The following is a 19,663-nucleotide window of genomic DNA, read 5'->3' on the forward strand; positions in this document are numbered from 1 at the left end:
ATAGCAACTTTTTCACTTTCTAAAACAGATTTCCCCAATTATTTTCCAACTTTTTTAATAAATAAGCCCCGCTTAATAAAATCAAGCGGGGCACAGATAGTGGAAATTGAAACAAATCTTTTTACTTACTCATTAAAACTAGCCTACCTGATTTAAGTCCTTTACCTGTTGCGGTCAATATGATTTCTCCCGGTTTATCAGTACTTTGCACAACAGCAGTCATCATTCCGTTAAACACTTTCATCTGCGGAACATGGAAAAGTTCCAATGAAGTGGGATCTCCGTTTGCACCGGCACGATAGGTTCCCGCACCTTTTACAGAATACTTGATGAGATGCTGCGCATCGGGACAAAGATTACCCTCTTTATCCACCACTCTTACTGTGACAAATGACAAATCCTTGCCATCAGCCTTTATTTCATTGCGATCTGCAACCAGTTCTATATGGTCGGGCTTGCCTGCCGTATGGATTTCCTTTTCGGCCACAGCTTCCCCCTTATCATTATAGGCAACCACTTTTACGGTTCCCGGCTCATACTTTGTATCCATCCACATCAAACGGTAGCGTTTCTGGCGTTTGAAATCTGCTATGGAAGCAGAATCCGCACTATTTTCAGCCGTTACAGTCAAATCTTTGGTACGCTTACCCTGACTCTTGCCATTGATAAACACTTCTGCCGACGGATAATTTGTATAAACAAAAATAGGAGTCACTTCTCCTTCACGTCCCGGCCATGTCCAATGAGGAAGGATATGCAGCGTTTCTTCATCTTTGTTCCAATGACTGCGATACAGATAGTAACGGTCTTTGGGCAATCCGGCCAGGTCGATGATACCGAACAAAGAAGAATGGCTGGGCCAATCAGTATAATAAGGAGTCGGTTCGCCCAAATAATCGAAGCCCGTCCATACAAATTCTCCGATACCCCATGCGTTATCCTCATGCCAAATCCAGTCATCCTCCGGCAAATTGGACCAACCACAATGTTCCACATCGTAAGAAGAAGACTGATGATCGTCATATTTCTTCATAGCCTGACGGACAACAGGGAATTTATAGACGCCACGCGAACTTACTGTAGAAGCTGTTTCACTACCTAGAATAATCTGCTGAGGCAATTTCTTATAGTTTTCTGGATATTTATGAGGGCGGTAATTGAAACCGGCCACATCCATCACAGCAGCCATATTATTATTTACTACAGCATCAGGCGCATCCATACCTTGTGTTACAGGACGGGTAGGATCTTCACGATGACAGATATCCTGTAACATACGCGAAAGCTTTGGTCCGTTATTGCCATTCCACTGGTCGGGTACTTCGTTACCGATGCACCACATAACAATACTCGGATTGTTACGGTAATGACGGATCAGATTAGTCAGATCCTTCTCCACCCATTCATCAAATATTTTATGATAACCGTTGGCCATCTTTGCCGATTTCCACTCGTCGAAAGACTCCACCATCAGCATCATACCCATTTCATCACAAGCCTCCACCAATTCGGGTGCCGGCATATTATGAGAAGTACGGATGGCATTACAACCCATATCTTTCAGAATACGAATCTGACGACGTATAGCGGCATCATTTACAGCACCGCCTAACGGACCCAAGTCATGATGGTTACATACCCCTTTGAATTTGGTCAGCTTTCCATTCAGGAAAAAGCCCTTGCCGGGGACAATCTCCAAAGTACGGATACCAAAGCGGGTGGTATATTCGTCTTTCAAGGTATTCCCTTCATATACTTTGGATTCAGCTGTATAAAGAACCGGAGTATTAGGACTCCACAACTCAGGATTAGCCACTGCAAACTCCTGTTCAAACAAAGCATTATCAAAAACACTCAACTTGTTTTCTCCGGTAGCAACCACTTTGCCGTTTTTATCCTTGATCTGCGTCACAATACGGTAATTATCCTTATTAGCTCCTTCAGGGCTAACCAAAGAAGTTTTCAAAGACACTTTTGCATATTTGTCTGTCACCACAGGAGTGGTAACATACGTCCCCCAAGCAGGAATATGCGTATCTTCATTGATTACCAGATGAACATTGCGGTACAATCCGGCCCCCGGATACCAACGTGATGATTCAGGCTCGTTTTCCAAACGGACTGCCAGTTCGTTCCTCTCACCCGGTTTCAGATAAGGGGTCGCATCCACATAAAAAGAATTATAACCGTAGGGCCAATAACCGGCCTCCTGCCCGTTCACATAAACACGGGCATGGCTCATTGCTCCATCAAATATCAAAGTCGCTTTCTTGCCTTTCTCAAAACCAGGAGCATCAAAGTTCAGGCGATACCATCCGGTTCCTACAAACGGAAGACCTCCGGTACGTCCGGCATGTTCCATCGCCTCGGTCTGTCCATCTTGAGTAATAGCCATTTCCTGCTTGTCGTTATTGATACTGAACGGACCATAAATCGCCCAATCATGAGGAACGGTGACGTTCTGCCATTTACTGTCATTATAACCGGGATTGGCAAATTCCGCATTATCTTCACGCGTAAATTTCCACCCTTTTTCGAAAGTCTGCTCTGTACGTACCTGCGCTTGCAAAAAAGCAAAATAACAAACAGCTCCTAACGCAGCACACAAAAATCGTTTCGTATTCATAGTTATTTCTTATTAGGATTTTCTGTTACTATAAAAGTAATTTCACCTGCCTTGATCAAATCATCATGCGAAATCAAATATTTATTAATTTTCTTATTGCCCAGTCTGATTTCCTTTATATAATCCCCTTGTCCTTCTTTCTTGATAACCAATTCTTTCTTGCCCCAATATTTAGGATCAAGCTGAACGGTCACTTTATCAAAAGTAGGAGTGGTCAATGTATATTCGGGCACACCCGGACAATCCGGATAGAATCCCATCATACTGAATATAGCCCATGCAGACATCGTACCCGTATCATCATTGCCGGGAATTCCATCCGGCTTAGTTGTGAAATACTTAGCCAGCAATTCCTTCACCAATTTCTGTGTACGCCATTCTTCACCTTTGAAACGACTGAACAGGTAAGGATAGGCTATATCGGGTTCATTGGCAGGATCATAATTCCCTTCATCAAACACGCTTTGCAATTTATCAACAAATTTCTTGTCGCCCCCCATCAACTTTACCAAGCCATTGATATCATGAGGCACAAAGAAAGTGTAATTCCATGCATTACCTTCATGGAAACCGGGACTAGGTGCAAAATTAGCTCCTTCTTTCGGATCAAACGGTTCATAGAATTTGCCTTCTTTAGTTATCGGACGCAAGGTTCCGAAATCCTTGCTATAATAATTTTTATAGCCCATAGAACGTTTGCGGAACAATTTCGCATCTTCTTTCTTACCTAAAGCCTCCGCCAAGGTAGAAAGTGCATAGTCGGCAACATAGTATTCCAAAGCATGAGAAACCGAATTATCATACTGACTTTCCATCGGCACATACCCTTTGGACATATAATCGTCATTATCCGGACGCATCAGATTATCCTTGCCCGGAGTAGTGGCCGACTTATACATTCCCTTATAAGCTTCGTCAATGTCAAAGTCTTGCAATCCCTTCATCCAACTGTCTACCAGAACAGGAATAGAAGGGTCACCTTCCATCGTCAATGTTTCACGACCATACAATTCCCATTTCGGGAACCATCCGTGTTCCTTGTACATGCCCATCATGGTGTGAATCATATCCATCTGACGCTCCGGATATACCAAAGTCATCAACTGGTGATAGTTACGATAAGTATCCCACAATGAGAATACCGTGTAACGGTTACGGTTGGTGGTCAAAATCTTATCTCCCTCCATTTGTGGATATTGTCCGCTTACATCCTGCAAAATATTCGGATGAACCATCGTGTGATACATAGCGGTATAGAATACTCCTTTTTGCTCTTCCGTTCCACCTTCCACTTTGATACGGGAAAGATCATCGTTCCATTTCTTACGGGCTTCCGCACGCAGTTTGTCGAATGTTGTACCGAAAGGCTGTTCTTTTTCCAGATTCAAACGGGCATTCTCTATGCTGACAAAAGACACGCCCATACTGACTTCAATCACTTCTTCCGCCGTGGTATCGTAAGTAAACCACACTCCTATATCATCTCCGCTTATTTCTTTTGTATAAGCAGTATAGAGTTTGTATTTACCGGCCGTATCATCCCATTGCGCCTCCACACCCATCGGACGCATCATTTTCCAATAACCGCGTTTTGCCGGTACTTTGTTGATACGCATTACAAAATAGATAGGAAATACCGCCTGAGGATTATAACAGAAAGTTCCCAACAATTTGGTACCTTCAATCTCACGGTCGTTTACAAAACGAACGGTAGCACCACTCTCATTGGTCAATCCCTCTCCCAGATTCAACAAGATATTGCTTTGTCCGGCAGGAAAAGTAAAGCGTGCCATACTGGTACGTGGAGTGGCAGTCAGTTCACATTTCACATTGTATTTATCCAGTATATTGGTATAATAACCCGGATTTGCAGTTTCACCTTGATAGAAGCTTCCATAATTATGATAATCCACATCCAGTTTGCCGGTGGTAGGCATTAATAACAATGATCCCAATTCCGGACAGCCTACCCCGCTAAGATTAACGTGCGCAAAGCCGGTAAGATATTTATTATTGAATTCGTATGGAGTGGACCACCATTGCTTGTCTTTATCCTTATCCCCTTCGGGAACCCCCATCACATTGAAAGGAGTCACCGACATCATTCCATGAGGGGTTAATGCTCCGGGGTTTGTCGTACCGTAATTAGTAGTACCCACAAAAGGGTTTACATAATCTACCGGCTCTTTCTGTGCTGCCGCAGAAAAAACTGAGATACAAGCCAGAACAGCCGATAACAAAATTTGTTTCTTCATGCTATTTGTTGTTTATATAAGTTCTATTATTTCACTACAATTTCATCTGTAAACAAGAAACCTCCGAATTCGCCCGAAGATGCCTGATAACGTATGTAACGTGCTTTGGCATTTCCTTCCCAACCAAAGTTGATGAAAGTCACTTTGTCATCCTTCACTACTTTATGCTCCATGCGCTTCAGTTCCGTAAACTCCTTACCATCATTGGAAACGGAAATGATCACTTCTGAAGGCATAAAGACTTCAGGTCCACACACCTGCATAAAGTCTGCTCCAACAGAATGAATTTCTGTTTCTTTTTCCATATCAATGGTCACATCCATTCTTTTCTTGTCTATAAAACCTTGCCAACGCCTGTCACCATAAGTCCAGCCTCCGATCACACCATCTACCAAGGCACTGTCACCACCGGCCGAATAGCCGGGATAATAAGCGGCATCCGGTCCGTAAGCCACTTTCTTACCTACTGCCAAATGTTGTACGGGCTGATCCGCTCCCGGACGATTTCCTATCTCATTTTTCAAATCAAAAGGATGGTATCCTTCAGCTTTCAATGCCTCTACCTCTTTCAATGCACGAACATGAAAATCATCATAGTTCTTCACAGAAGGGGCACTCCAAGCAACTTCCGCCAAGGCAAGAATACGAGGATAAATCATCATTTCCGCATGTTCCGGAGTCGGAATATATTCTGTGAATAAATTAGCTTGTACTCCATACACCAACTGGACTTTATCCGCACTCAAAGTATCGGGTACAGGATTAAATGAATAAACTTTGGACAAAGGCAGATAGCCTCCTATTGCTTCCGGCTGGGAATCAGGAGCATCCTGATAAGAATCAAAATAGCAGAACTCACCCGGACTCATAATAGCCATGTGGCCGGAATCAACCGCTTTCATTCCCCCTTCCGTGCCACGCCATGACATGACAGTGGCATTAGGTGCCAAACCACCTTCCAATATTTCATCCCAACCCAATAATTTACGTCCGTGGGCATTCAAAAAGACCTCAATACGATGAATCAGATAACTCTGTAACTCGTTCACATCTTTCAAGCCTTCTTTTTTCATACGTGCCTGGCACAGTTTGCAAGTGGGCCATGAGGCTTTACCTGCCTCATCCCCTCCTATATGAATATATTCGGACGGGAAAAGTTCCATTACCTCTGTCAACACATTTTCCAGAAACTCAAAAGTCTTTTCATTACCGACACAGAAATCGGCTTGTTTGTAAGGTTCGTGTGTACAAGACAACTCAGGATAAGCAGTCAGTACTTCTTCCGAATGCGCAGGCATCTCTATCTCAGGAATAACAGTAATAAAACGCTCCTGAGCGTATGCCACCAGTTCGCGGATATCATCTTGAGTATAATAACCTCCGTGAGCATCTTTACTGCCTTCTTCTTCATACCGTCGTCCGTTATTCCACCATTCTTTCCAGGTAGGAAACTCACGCCATGCCGCAAATTCTGTCAGACGGGGATATTTTTTTATTTCAAGACGCCAGCCCGCAGCGTCAGTAAGATGCAGATGCAGACGGTTCAATTTATAATATGCCAAAGCATCCATCTGCTTTTTTATAAATTCCTTATCGAAGAAATGACGGGAAACATCCATCATAAAGCCACGATAAGCAAAACGGGGTTCATCCGTAATGACTCCTGCCGGCAATCCTTTTTCATCAACCATTTGCAGCATAGTCTGAACTCCATAGAACAATCCTGCCCCGGAAGTTGCACGAATAAGTACCTGATCAGGAGTTACCGTCAGAACATATCCCTCGGAAGAGTTTACCTCCGGCAGTTCCGCCACTTGTTTCAAGACAACATTATGTCCCTCTTCTGCTATTACCGGTTTCAAATTCATGGAAGAAGCCACCAGATAATCTTCCAAAATCTTCTTGTCCCCCTCAGACGCATCTATATATAACCCTGTTTCCGAATTCAATGAAAACACTTCCTGCTGTAATTCCACCTTTAATGGTGCGGGAATAACAGAAAGTGTGCGTTGCTCTTCTTTCGTGCAACTTGCAAACAGCAAGCCCAATGCAACTTCCGCCAATATAATCAATCTTCTCATCTTCTCTTTTCTTTAATTCTATTAATTTCATTAGTACGAATGCCCGGTTTCAATTCTCCATTAATAATGTAATGAAATCCGTCCTGCGAAACTATTACAGCTCCGGCACGCGCACCTTGCTCATATTCGCCTAATGTAGTCCATTTATCCGTCTGCGGATGATAGAGCAGCAGGTTTCTATTAAACCGATACCACTCTACAGGATGTGACAAATATTCTTTTCCCGCATAAATACCTTGCAGAGCTTTTAAGAATATATCCTTATCAACTCCTCCGGCACACAATATCATACCCTCGCCAAAAGAGGTTCCCATTCCACCACCTAAAGAGATCTCATTACCTTCCGCATCATACGGGGTGGCAACCGATGACCATTCTTTCGTTTCCGGAGAATACATATATCCATCTACTGACAAAGAAGCCTGATGCCCTTCAACAGCCGGGGCAAATCCCCCCCACACATAAAGTTTTCCATCTTGTGCCACGCAAACAGGTTGTACTCTGGGTTCACCCGGAATATCTGTTTCTCTTTTCCATCCTCCAGACAAATCCAACAGATCAAGCATGTACATGGCCGAGGATGGAATGCCATTTACATTTCCACCGACAATATATAGTGAATGTCCTACTAATGCACCTGCCATATTATCCATAGTTACAGGCAAAGAGGGCAAAGTTTCTCTTTTCAAGGTGTCTTTTTGCAAAGATAAAAGAAAAACATCAGACAAGCTGTGTGTTGCCGTAGTCCCTCCAACACAAATTAACCCTTTTTCAGTAGAAATAGTGACTCCATAAGCTGCTGCCTGAGGCAGTTGGCCTATTTTCTTCCACTCAAAAGCCGTATCATTTGACAAAGGGGCGATATATATATCCCGATAATAAGCTTTTTTTCCTCCATCGGCTACCGGTATATCAGGGAAATTACAACCTCCGGCTATCAGCAAATTTCCTTCAATCACTCCCGCATATAATGCAGAAACTCCCTTAAGAAAACCGGTATTCTCTGTAGGGAACCCATGCATTTTCTCAAGAGATATTTCAGAAGCATCCGATTGACCGCTACAAGCAGCCATTGTCATCATGCCCAGTATCGCATAAACGCCATATATTATTTTTCTGATCATGTTTTCATGGTGAAGCAAATAATAAAAAGTGTGCCAAAAGCAAATCAGCCATCCCGCTTGCCCCAGAAACGGATTGCACCAACGCAAACACAACATTCCTTACGCATATGGACGGAGGCATTCCACCTCACGCCCAACGGTACTCTATCACACTTTTGGCACACAGTCATTATTTGAATATAACTATCAATTTAATGAAATTTCATCAACAAACAAGAAAGCCGGATTTCCTTTGCCACCGTGCCAAGCAGGAATGCTATGTTCCGCTAAAGCGGTCACTTTCACATAACGGGCAGTCACCGGATCGAAAGTCAACGTATGGTTGAACACTCCATTCTTGTCATCCTGCTTCATTGCCGGATATTTTTCTGAAGCAATTTCCTTAAAGTTCTTTCCGTCTTCGGATACAGCTACAGAAAAAGCACGGGCATCAAACACCCAGTCACCTTTTTCCACACAAGTAGAAATAGAAGCGCTGCTGATTTCTGTCGGTTGCTGCATATCAATAACTGCTTCCATATCATTTTTATAGAAAGCAATCCAACGGCCCGTCTTATAGTTACCGTTACCTTTCAATCCGTCCACCAAAGTGGGAGCGCCTTTGAATTCATATTGCTTGTTTACCGGTTGCAACATAGTGACAGGTTTCATACTAGCCTTGTTAAAAGCAATTTCCTCTGTAACCACGCGGCTATTTCCTGCAGGACGTACAGTAATCGCTTTAAAAGTACAATTCTGTTTCAATTTCAATGTTTCCGTATACAACTGGGAAGCAGCGGAAGGTTCCGTTCCATCCAAAGTGTAATAGATAGGACTATTATCAATAGTAGACAAAGTAACATCCAGCGTACCATCTTTCGGATTAGGAGTAAATACAGCATTTACATCAAAGACATGCTTGGCATAATTATATTTATAAACATCATAAATATCTACCAACTGAGGCAAACGCTTCAAGAAACCTTCATAGTTTTTCTTTTCCGGCATGGTCCACTGAATTTCAGACAAAGCAGCCATACGGGGTAATTCCATATATTCTACCTGACTGTAGGTAGGAATGTATTCAGTCCATAAGTTGGCCTGTACGCCAATGATGTATTTCTGCTCTTCCGGAGTCAGATCAGCCGGCATCGGCTCATAGTTATATACTGTTTCAACGGGTACATATCCACCAATAGCCTCAGGTTCATTAGCAATATCCTTGGTTTGGTAATAGTCGAAATACAAATAAGTATTAGGAGTCATAATTACATCATGTTTCTGTTTTGCGGCTTCAATACCTCCGGCAACACCACGCCATGACATTACAGTGGCATTGGGAGCCAATCCGCCTTCCAGAATTTCATCCCAACCGATAATCTGACGTCCGTGTCCGTTCAGGAACTTCTCTGCATGATTGATAATGAAACTCTGCAATCTTTCCTCGGCAGTATGATTCTTGTCAGACTTAAGACCTAAAGCCTTGATACGAGCCTGGCACTTTGGACATTTTGCCCAACGTACCTTAGGACATTCGTCACCACCTACATGAATATATTCTGACGGGAAAATCTGAATAATTTCCCCTAATACATCTTCAATGAATTTCAAGGTTTCATCATTTCCTGCGCAAAGCACATCTTCTGATACCCCCCAGATTTTCCATACTTCGTACGGACCACCAGTACAGCCCAAGTTAGGATATGCAGCCAAAGCAGCCTGCATGTGTCCCGGCATATCAATTTCCGGTATAACCGTAATATGACGTTCGGCAGCATAAGCTACAATTTCTTTTGCTTCTTCCTGTGTGAAGAATCCACCATAAGGCTTGCCATCATATTTTCCCGAGTTATGTCCGATAACCGTTTCCGCTCTTTTAGAACCTATTTCAGTCAGTTCAGGACGACTCTTGATTTCGATTCTCCATCCCTGGTCTTCAGACAAATGCCAGTGGAAACGGTTGATGTTGTGCAAAGCCAGCATATCAATAAAACGCTTTACTGAATCTACCGGGAAAAAATGACGTGACACATCCAACATTGCACCACGATAAGAGAAACGAGGATAGTCATTGATTTCAACCGCCGGTAAAGCGATATCCACTCCTTGTGCTACCGGAATAGATTTACGCAACGTCTGGATGCCATAAAATACTCCGGCTTCCGTAGGTCCTGAAATAACCACTTGGTCGCTGGTTACCTTTAACTGGTATCCTTCAGGATTTTCAGCATTTCCACCTAATTGCAGGATTATTCCTTTGCCGTCTGTACCGGCTTGTACAGCCAATGACTTTCCGGTAAGATCTTTGATATAACTTGCCAAAAATTCAGCGTTCTTTTGCATTTTTTCATTGCCTTCCGGATACATTATCTTAGTTCCATTTGACAAAATAAACGGAGCAGCCTGATCCATTACCGAAATTTCCTGCGGTAACGGAATTATCTGATAATTTGCTTCTTTCACTTCTGTGTTACAGGATAAAAGCATAAAACCTGCCATTGTCAGCCCTGCAAGGCCCATTAAAGTTTTCATAATAGATATTAATTGATTAGTTAGTATCACTTAATTGCTTAATAGTTATATCAACCTTTTCATTCTTCTTCAGTTTATCTGAAGTAATAATCACTTTCTTTGTCTGTCCCGGCAACAAGTCAAAGAAGTTGTCAGTAAATCTCACACCTTGAACAGGAATCTCTATGAACACATCCCTGGCCAGCTGTCTGGCAGACAGAGTCACTTCATATTTTCCATCCATCGGCTTCACTTTATAGCGGATCTCAGTCTTCGGAAGCTCCTGATCTTTTGCGTGGTTAAAGTAATAAATTTCTTCGGATAAAACCTCACCTTTCTTATTTTTTAATGTCATTAGAAGAAAAGTATTTTGAGGACTTGTTGTTATACCCGCATAAGGTTCCTTATAATATAAGGTGGAAGCATTGGCCGGAACCTCACCCTTGATACTCTTTTTAGTCAGAACTTTTCCATTAAAATCCATCACACGCAACAATAAAGTCACCTCTTTATCCGCTTCCAGCTTGTCCGACATAACATAAATATTCAAATCCTCCCCTTCCTTGACAGCATCTACCAATACCGGAGCAAAAGCTCTTTTTGCCTGATAATGCAACGCTTTCCAATTGCCATAATAATCAATGCTCGACCAGGAAACGACCGGCCAGCTGTCATTCAGCTGCCAATATAAAGTCCCCATACAATAGGGACGGTTACGACGATGGGCTTCCAAACCCTGGCGCACTCCTACCCCCTGCAAAACCAAACCCATATAAACCAACTGATCGAAATCTTCAGGCACTTTATAATACAGTCCCATAGTCTTCTTGATGAGGAAATTACCGATAGTGGCTTTTTGATGAGCATTCATCACCTCCGATTCCAATGCATAATCTTCCGGTGAGGCAAAAGTAGCAATCGTCTTCATTTCAGGAAATGCCTGAAAACCAAACTCACTCATAAAACGCGGAATTTCCGTATCCAGACTTTCAAACGGTTTCTGACCATACCAGATACCCCAATTATGGCTGTCTGCAATCTTCCAACTTTCGGGACGTCCCCAATTGGCCTCGTACGGAGAACCATGCATATAGAAACGGTCCGGATCAAGTTCAGCTACTTTACGAGGCAACAACTCACGGAAAAGTTTGTCATAGCCCTGCTTCATTCCTTCCATAATACCGGGATCAGTGTATTTCTTATCCCATCCCCAGTAGCGCATACCTTCATAAATTTCATTGTTTCCACACCACATAGCCAGACTGGCATGGTTCCGTAAACGCTTGATATTATATTCCGCCTCGGCCTCTACCCGTTTCATAAAAGCAGGATCGGACGGATAAGTAGTGCAGGCAAAAATAAAATCCTGCCAAACTAAAATTCCATTCTCGTCCGCCGCCTGATAAAAAGCATCATCCTCATAAATTCCTCCACCCCATACACGAATCATATTCATATTGGCATCTTTCACATCCTTGAACAACTGGCGGTAACGTTCTTCAGTAATGTTAGGCAGCAAAGCATCATCCGGGATAAAATTCGCGCCTTTGGCAAACATAGGTTCACCATTGACTACAAAATAGAAGGATTCTCCCTGATCGTCTTTTTCTTTCACCACCTTTATTGTACGGAGTCCGATACGCTCTTTTTGAGAAGCTATCACTTTACCATCCACCTTTATTACGGCTTCAAAGTCATACAATGCAGGTTCCCCCCAACCATTAGGCATCCATAAATGAGGCTGCCGTATCTCTATGGGAAGAAGAATATGGTTTGTTCCCGGCTGCAATGTCACCTCTTTCTGTTCGGTTACCTTTTCACCCTCCTTATAAGAATAAGCAACGGTTACTTCCGCTTTCTGAGGAGTTGCAGAAACACTGTTTACAGTCAGGCGGTTTTCAACTTTCGCCAGATCTTTTGTTACCGAAGCCTGACGTACATAGTAATCATCAATGCGTGCCACATCATAGAAAGTCAGTGTCACAGGCCGCCAAATACCACTGGTTACCAAGCGGATTCCCCAATCCCAGCCATAACTGTAAGGCGCTTTACGGCTATAGATACTAACCCGCTTATCACTATGATCATTATCAGCAGGATAATCAAAACCATTGGTTTCCCATTGGGGTAAAGTTTGCTTGACAGGTGAATGAAACAGAATCTGCAAATGGTTTTCTCCCTTCCGCAACACCTCTTTTACCGGAAGAGTATAGCCGACAAACATATTGTCCGTACGTTCCAACAAAGAGCCGTTCAGGTAAATATCCGCATACGTATCCAACCCTTCCAAAATCAACAAGGCAGCATCCTGCGAGAGTTGCTCATCCGTCACATTAAAAGTAGTTTTATAAACCCAGTCCTCATTCTCTACCCACTGCACTTTTTGCTCATTCATCCCATAAAATGGATTAGGCAGCTTATTATGAGAAATCAAATCCTGATGTACCGTTCCGGGCACCGTAGCCGGCAACCATTCGTTCCGGCCGACCTGGGCGAACTCCCATCCCTTATCAAGACTCAGACTCTCTGACTTCTTATACTCCTTTGCACTGAGCATCATCGGAAAGCATCCTAACATCATCAAAACTTTTAATGTTTTCTTCATCTTACCTATCTTTATTAATTCATATACTATTCAGCCCGGAATGTGGATGCAGGCAAACCGGCGCCATTTACCAGATTGGCACGGGTAAATGGCTGCCATCCGTAACGAACCGTTTCCGGCTCTTTCACCTTGTCACTCCATACTTTTATTTTACCGTTTTCAACAACAGCCTGTGCCGGATAAAATAATCCATCATCACCTGCCACTTCGAATGTACGAAGCGGTTTCCCATCCGAAGTGGACAACTCCTCCGCATAATCAAAAGAAATATAAGCCGCACCTCCACTAAATACGACTGATTTATAAAGCGGTCCCGAAGGAATGACATTTTTATATCCGTATGTTTTATTCAAAGCCCATGCAGCCAACCGTTCACCGACTTCTCTTTTCTGTTTGGGATGTACGTCCAATGAGTCTCCCCTATCTGAACTGACAGCCATACCGGTATGAGGAATCTCCGCCATCAAACGACGCTGGCTATCACGGAACCAAGTCCATGACGGACGGTCTATACTGGACAATTGGACAAAATAGAATGGAAGTTCCGCATCCCCCCAATTCTTGCGCCAACTTTCCACCAACAATCTGAACAACCTTTCATGAGCCTCCCGATTATGGGCATTAGACTCACCCTGATACCAAATAAAGCCTTTGACCGGAAACTGTTCCAAAGGACGGATACCCGATTCATACAAATAACAAGGCTCATAAGGATGGCGTTGCAATTTATTGGAAGACTGCTTTACATTCAAGGCAGCACGCCCACACACCCAGTCTTGGATAAAATCATTCTGCATCCAATTACGTAAAATAGCCGGGAAACGATATTCCAATGTACTACGGTCTATCCATGCTTCAGTAGGAGATCCGCCAATGGCATTGCAAATCAGTCCTACAGGGACTTGCAAACTATCCTGCAATTTCTTTCCGAAATAGTAAGCCACCGCCGAGAAATTACCGGCTGTTTCAGGCGAACAAACTGTCCACCGTGTATCCTTATAATATTGCAGATGATTCAATGAATCGAGTACCGAAGCATCCCACTCCACCGCATCCGTACGCCAACGGGCTTTCATATCATATAAACGGATATTGCTATTTGCAGCTTGAGGAACATCTTGTGCGGCAGTCGCACTCCAATTCAGATAAAACTCCATATTCGATTGTCCGGAACAGAGCCACACTTCTCCCGCCAACACATTTTCATAGACCAGTTTCCGTTTTTCTGTAGAAACAGTCAGCGTATATGGACCGCCCGCCTTCAATGGCCGGACATCCACCGCCCACTTTCCATCTGCTCCCGTCACAGCCTGAAGTTGCTGCCTGTCTATGGAAACAGTTACTTTCTCACCGGCATCCGCTTTTCCCTGAATAGTCAGCAGACGTCCATGCTGCAATACCATATTGTCCGTATAAATTTCCGGCATTTGCAAACCGCCAAAATCACCGGTTATGCCTTCATACACCGTTTTTGCCAGGACAGCCGCACCTTCCTTATCAGGATGGACAGCATCGGGCAACATAAAAGGATATGGATATAAAGGTGCATGGAAATCTATCAACTGTACTTGTGCGTATTTCGCTATCGTTTCTATAGCCAGCTGAATCTCATCATGCCAGTCGCGTGTGCCGGACTCAAACCGCGGATGGCGGTCGGCAATCGGAGTCAGACGGGCAATCAAAATACGACATTCAGGATTCGCCACTCTGAACGAATCAATCAGTGCACGATAATCCGCTATAAAAAAATCACGGTAATTGGGCCAATCACGCGGATCTGTATCATTCACTCCTAAATGAATAACCACTACATCACCGGCAAAAGCCAATGCATCCTTAAACTCTTTCTGTTGCATAAAAGGCCGGTGTCCCTTGTTCAGCAACGTAGCTCCCGGCTTTCCAAAACGCTCCACCGTATACCCTTCACCCAGCATTTGCTGTAACCGGGCAGGATAGGACTCCTTATCAGGATCGGATACACCTATGCCATAGGTAATGCTATTACCTACACAAGCAACCTTCACCCGCTTCCGTGCAAATGAAACGGTACAAAGAAACAAACATAAAATCAGTATTAATGTCTTCTTCATTTCTGGTCAACATAAGGTTTTACAATATCACGCCACAGCAAGTATCCCTTTCCTAATAAATGTAATCCGTCATTAGTATATACTGGATTCATCTTGCCTGTCTCTTTCTCCACAAAATGACTATACAAATCAATATAGGCAGCTCCTTCCTTTACCGCCAATGGTTCCAACAAATCATTAATTTGTTTTACCACCTGCCAGCGTGATGTATGCCCGTTAAACATACCGTAACAATCATTCACCGGCAATACACTTTGCAAATATAATTTTGTTTTTGGAGATTCTTGCTTTATTTTCCGAACAATCATACTTATTTCTGAAATAATTTTATCCGCAGACGTTCCCCGAGAAACATCATTGATACCGATCAATAAAAAAATCTTTGCCGGTTTTCCCTTTACAATCGGATCCAAACGGTCATATACCCCCATACAGATATCTCCACTGATACCCCTGTTCTTCACATTCTTATTTTGGAACAACTCAGCCCACTCGCAACCGTTGGTAATACTGTTCCCTAAAAAAATAATATCTTTTGAAGTAACCGGAAGTTCTTCAAACAAAGTCGCTCTCTGCTCATAAAAAGTAGAATACTTGCGTTCCTGAGCAAACTGGGGTAACGCTAATAATAATCCCAATAACAATAAGACAATACGTTTCATTTTATTTTTGTTTATCTGGTGAATAAATCAATCCCTCTGCCGCCCTTTCTCCGTCAGGAGTCACAAAGACAGCAGTAAACATCCACTTCACAAGACGCGTCTGGTCCATCCGGAACTTACCGACAGGTAATTTCAGGAACACTTTATTCCAACCCTTATTTAAATGCACAGCCAGTGGAGAACGTGCCACACAATTTTCATTTCCTAATGGAATTTCATTACTCTTCACCTGATGGGTTGCTGTCCATACAGGAGGCATTATCTCCCTATCATTAATCCAAATACGGCTACCTTTATAATCCCATTTACCTTGCAGCGGAGCCAGATCCATCTCCGAACGGCTATAATTCTGAAATTCTGCCCATAACCCCACTTCCTGATCTTTAGGAGAATATACCCAAGTATATGCATACGCGGTATGATCCTCTTTAGGATCGACATAAAATCCGGGAACAAACGTCCCCCAGACATGGCGTAAATAAATACCTGCCCCTATTGCCTGACGTACACCATACGTATTCCCGTTATAATGATAGGTATCCTTTAATTCCTGTTCAGGCGGGAACACCTTATCCATATCTCCCCCATTAGGAAAAGCATCCGTAATATTCCATTTTACATTAGTCTGTTTTACATAGGCGAAAGGATATCCTTTAAACGTATGCTCCTTATGCCACAACATACGCTTTTCAAAATCAGCGAATTCTTTGAATGCTTCCGTGTCTTCGGGTGGAAGTATCGTACCCAGTCCGTCAAAATATTCCGTACCTCCCCCTCTCCAGGCACGCTCGGCAATAGCAAGCATATTGGGATACAAGCCATTTTCAATAACCAGATTCCACTCATTGTCAATCAAACGATCGTGCCACAAAGCCAATATAGTTCCCGCAATGTCCTCACTGCCTTCTGCCTGATCATAAATACGGCTGTTGTACAAAGCTACAATATCACCGAAAACATCAAAATGATTCAGATAATGAAATTTGGAATCGATAGCAGGAATACCCGGTTGCGCCTTTCCACGGTAACTCCACAAATGTGTCATGTCTATTTCCCCCGGTTTATAGTGCCAGCCCGGATTCCAGGATATTACTTTTTTCCCTTTTGAGCGTACATACGCCACCATTTCGGGTACAAAATGCGGATTGGTAAACTCCACCTCATCCGTACCTATATGTAAATAAGGCACATCAAATGTCTCACACACCTCATCCAGCAACAGTTTCAATATTTTCATCCCTTCCGGACTTTGCATATCATGGCGGAAAGCACGCACAAAGGCAGCACTATGCCCCGGCATATCTATCTCAGGAATCAACAACACCTGATGTTTCTTACAAAAATCCACCAAATCGCGTGCCTCTTCCAGCGTATAATATTTACCCGGCATACGGATGGTGTTCACACTATCATTCAGCATAGGAAAGATTTTACTTTCCAATCTCCATGCCTGGTTTTCAGTAAGATGCCAATGAAATACATTAATCTTAAACCGGGATAAAATCTCGATCTCTCTTTTCAATTCTTCCATTGAAATATAACTGCGTCCCACATCCTGCATAAATCCGCGTATCCGGAATGCCGGCCAGTCTACAATCTCACATCCGGCAACAGAACTTCTCTTCCCTTTTTTCCGTTCCAATTGCCGAAGTGTCTGCATAGCCCAATACACTCCCTGTTCTGTTACAGCCTCTATCTTTATCCGCTTGTTTGAAACAGAAAGACGATAGGCTTCAGCCCCATTTAACCTGGCCTCCTCAATAGACGGAACCAGTTCCACTTCAATCACCGATGACGAGTGTTCAACAATCTCACCACCTGCATTCATGATAAAAACTTCCCACTCCGGCCTCAACACCGGAGTAGAAAGTTTCACCTTTCCCATAGTAAAGTTCTTCCCCGTATCCTTATACAACTGAGGTTTAGGAAGTAACGAGATACTGGTTTGTGCTATAGTTACAGCACAAACCAGTATCATACCAATAAAACTAGAAAATCTGCGTTTCATTATTTATTTGGTCTTAATAATATCTTTCAGCTTTATCGCTTGGAAAGTCATGTGGGCCACACTGCTTTCATATAAAATTCCTACTGTTTCCTTGTCAATCATAGTCAAGCAGCTGTATCCCCAACCCCAACCGGCATCCAGCAGCAATTGATTCTCGGGCAACCAAGTCACCCCACCATCCAGACTTGCTTTGATGGTAATGCTATGACGGTTCTTGGCATCATTCGGATTAGAGAACAAAAGGATGTCTTTACCCAATACATTCTCTTTAGCTTTAACACTAATCAAACTGGCCATACAAACCGGTTCCTGTAAGGCTGTACGTGAAGACTCATGTTCTTTCCATGTTTTACCTAAATCTGTAGTTGTAGAAACGGCACGACTGCCACCACGATTATCACGCATATTCAGCATCAGCACTCCCGGTTCCACTTCCGCTACCTGAGATTCAGTTGTATTAGTGCGTGCCAATGTACTGATATTCCAGGTTTTTCCATGATCCTTACTGTATATAATACCGGCATTAGGAATACGGTCATTACCAATATACTGGCTGGCAAAGACCAATGTTCCATCTTCCATAGAGATACCTCTACCGGGACCTTGCAGCAAGAAATACCATGACGGATCTTTCACCTGTTCTGTTATATTCATAGGCTCCGACCAGGTCTTACCATCATCATCACTTTTCACCATCATTAATTGTGCTGTATGATTACGGTCCATGCCTGTTTGTGAATTCCACCACGCACGCCCATTTCCCATACCATGTGTCCAGGCAGCGACAATCCAGATAGTTCCTGTCTTCTTATCAACCAAAATGGCCGGATCGCCTACTCCATTCTGTGCTTTAGGCAACCCATCATATTCACCAAATGCCATCGGAATGCGCATTTTCTCCCAAGTCTGACCTCCGTCCGTACTTCTGCTCAGACCTATTTCCACATACTCCTGTAAATCCGCACTATTATTATAGCGTACATCATATACCCCCAACAAGGTTCCTTTATTTGAAGTGGCCAATCCGGGAATACGATAGGCAGCAGCCCCGTCGTCACCGGCATGGCGCACGCCGATCCCCATATAATGGGTATCCGCCTTACGGGCTATCTTCAAAGGAGCAACCTGTCCGTCAATCTTAGCTTCCACCACTTCTGCCGACACTTTGGACAAGATAGAAGCAACAGGCTTCATTTGCAGGCTAATCCAAAAATAATTCACTCCCGGAAACAATTTTTGGTCAGCTTTCAATACAACCTCACGCTTCGGGGCCTTCACTTCCGACTTCAAAACGGAATAAGAAGTATTGGCAGCCAATGTTTTTCCCGGAGTATTATTAGATATATAATCTACCGGAGCAAAATAAGTCTTTCCCCTCCTCTCCACGCTTTCAGTTCCACCATAATACAGTTTCACAGATTCAATTTCATTCAAATTCACGTCTTTGCCGAAGTCCAACTTCACTTCATTCAGCATCTGACTTTGAGTAGCCTCTATACGTAAATGAAACAACTCATTATCCTGCCTTTCAATCAACACAGGAATCCGGGTTTCGCGGACAACAACCGTATCTGCCGCCGCACTCAACTTGAAGGGTGCTAATATAAAAACAACAATTAGCAGTAATAAGCTAGGGTTTCTCATAATATTTATAATTTTACGGGTGTAAAAATAAAAGTTTTTATTGAAATTAGAAAATAAAAAGACGGTTTCTTTATTAAT

Annotated in this window: 10 protein-coding genes; all 10 read right to left on the reverse strand. The window is 43.1% G+C overall.

Features of this window, described 5'->3' with window-relative positions; genetic code table 11:
• Positions 1-121: 121 nt before the first annotated feature.
• Entirely contained in the window at positions 122-2,626 is a 2,505-nt protein-coding gene (galB, locus tag AB5062_RS05515; RefSeq protein WP_118292391.1) for a beta-galactosidase GalB, read from the reverse strand.
• A 2-nt stretch (positions 2,627-2,628) separates the two neighbouring features.
• A complete protein-coding gene (locus tag AB5062_RS05520) occupies positions 2,629-4,881 on the reverse strand; it encodes a GH92 family glycosyl hydrolase (RefSeq protein WP_005840412.1) in 2,253 nt (750 codons plus the stop codon).
• 26 nt (positions 4,882-4,907) lie between these two features.
• Positions 4,908-6,962: a family 20 glycosylhydrolase gene (locus AB5062_RS05525; RefSeq protein WP_005840414.1), complete on the reverse strand. Its 2,055-nt coding sequence runs from the start codon at positions 6,960-6,962 to the stop codon at positions 4,908-4,910.
• Positions 6,959-8,086 (reverse strand): cyclically-permuted mutarotase family protein, encoded by a 1,128-nt coding sequence (locus AB5062_RS05530; RefSeq protein ID WP_118292390.1) that lies wholly within the window; start codon positions 8,084-8,086, stop codon positions 6,959-6,961. Before AB5062_RS05530 ends, AB5062_RS05525 begins: the two co-directional genes overlap by 4 nt.
• A gap of 186 nt (positions 8,087-8,272) precedes the next feature.
• Entirely contained in the window at positions 8,273-10,597 is a 2,325-nt protein-coding gene (locus AB5062_RS05535) for a glycoside hydrolase family 20 protein (protein ID WP_012056031.1), read from the reverse strand.
• A 16-nt stretch (positions 10,598-10,613) separates the two neighbouring features.
• Positions 10,614-13,181 carry a glycoside hydrolase family 2 protein gene (locus tag AB5062_RS05540; RefSeq protein WP_118292389.1) on the reverse strand — a complete coding sequence of 856 codons (2,568 nt, stop codon included), beginning with the start codon at positions 13,179-13,181 and terminating at the stop codon, positions 10,614-10,616.
• 26 nt (positions 13,182-13,207) lie between these two features.
• The gene (locus AB5062_RS05545; protein WP_118292388.1) at positions 13,208-15,271 is read right to left on the reverse strand and encodes a GDSL-type esterase/lipase family protein; all 2,064 of its coding nucleotides are present in this window, start codon (positions 15,269-15,271) and stop codon (positions 13,208-13,210) included.
• The gene (locus AB5062_RS05550) at positions 15,268-15,933 is read right to left on the reverse strand and encodes a GDSL-type esterase/lipase family protein (protein WP_005840423.1); all 666 of its coding nucleotides are present in this window, start codon (positions 15,931-15,933) and stop codon (positions 15,268-15,270) included. Before AB5062_RS05550 ends, AB5062_RS05545 begins: the two co-directional genes overlap by 4 nt.
• 1 nt (position 15,934) lies before the next feature.
• Complete coding sequence (locus AB5062_RS05555; protein WP_118292387.1) at positions 15,935-17,941, reverse strand: family 20 glycosylhydrolase; 2,007 nt, start codon at positions 17,939-17,941, stop codon at positions 15,935-15,937.
• A gap of 3 nt (positions 17,942-17,944) precedes the next feature.
• Positions 17,945-19,585 (reverse strand): sialidase family protein, encoded by a 1,641-nt coding sequence (locus AB5062_RS05560; protein ID WP_005851277.1) that lies wholly within the window; start codon positions 19,583-19,585, stop codon positions 17,945-17,947.
• Between the last annotated feature and the right edge of the window lie 78 nt (positions 19,586-19,663).

The organism is Phocaeicola sp. RTP21359st1_B8_RTP21360_211022 (assembly GCF_040911965.1).
In the GTDB taxonomy this organism is placed as follows: Bacteria; Bacteroidota; Bacteroidia; order Bacteroidales; family Bacteroidaceae; genus Phocaeicola; species Phocaeicola vulgatus.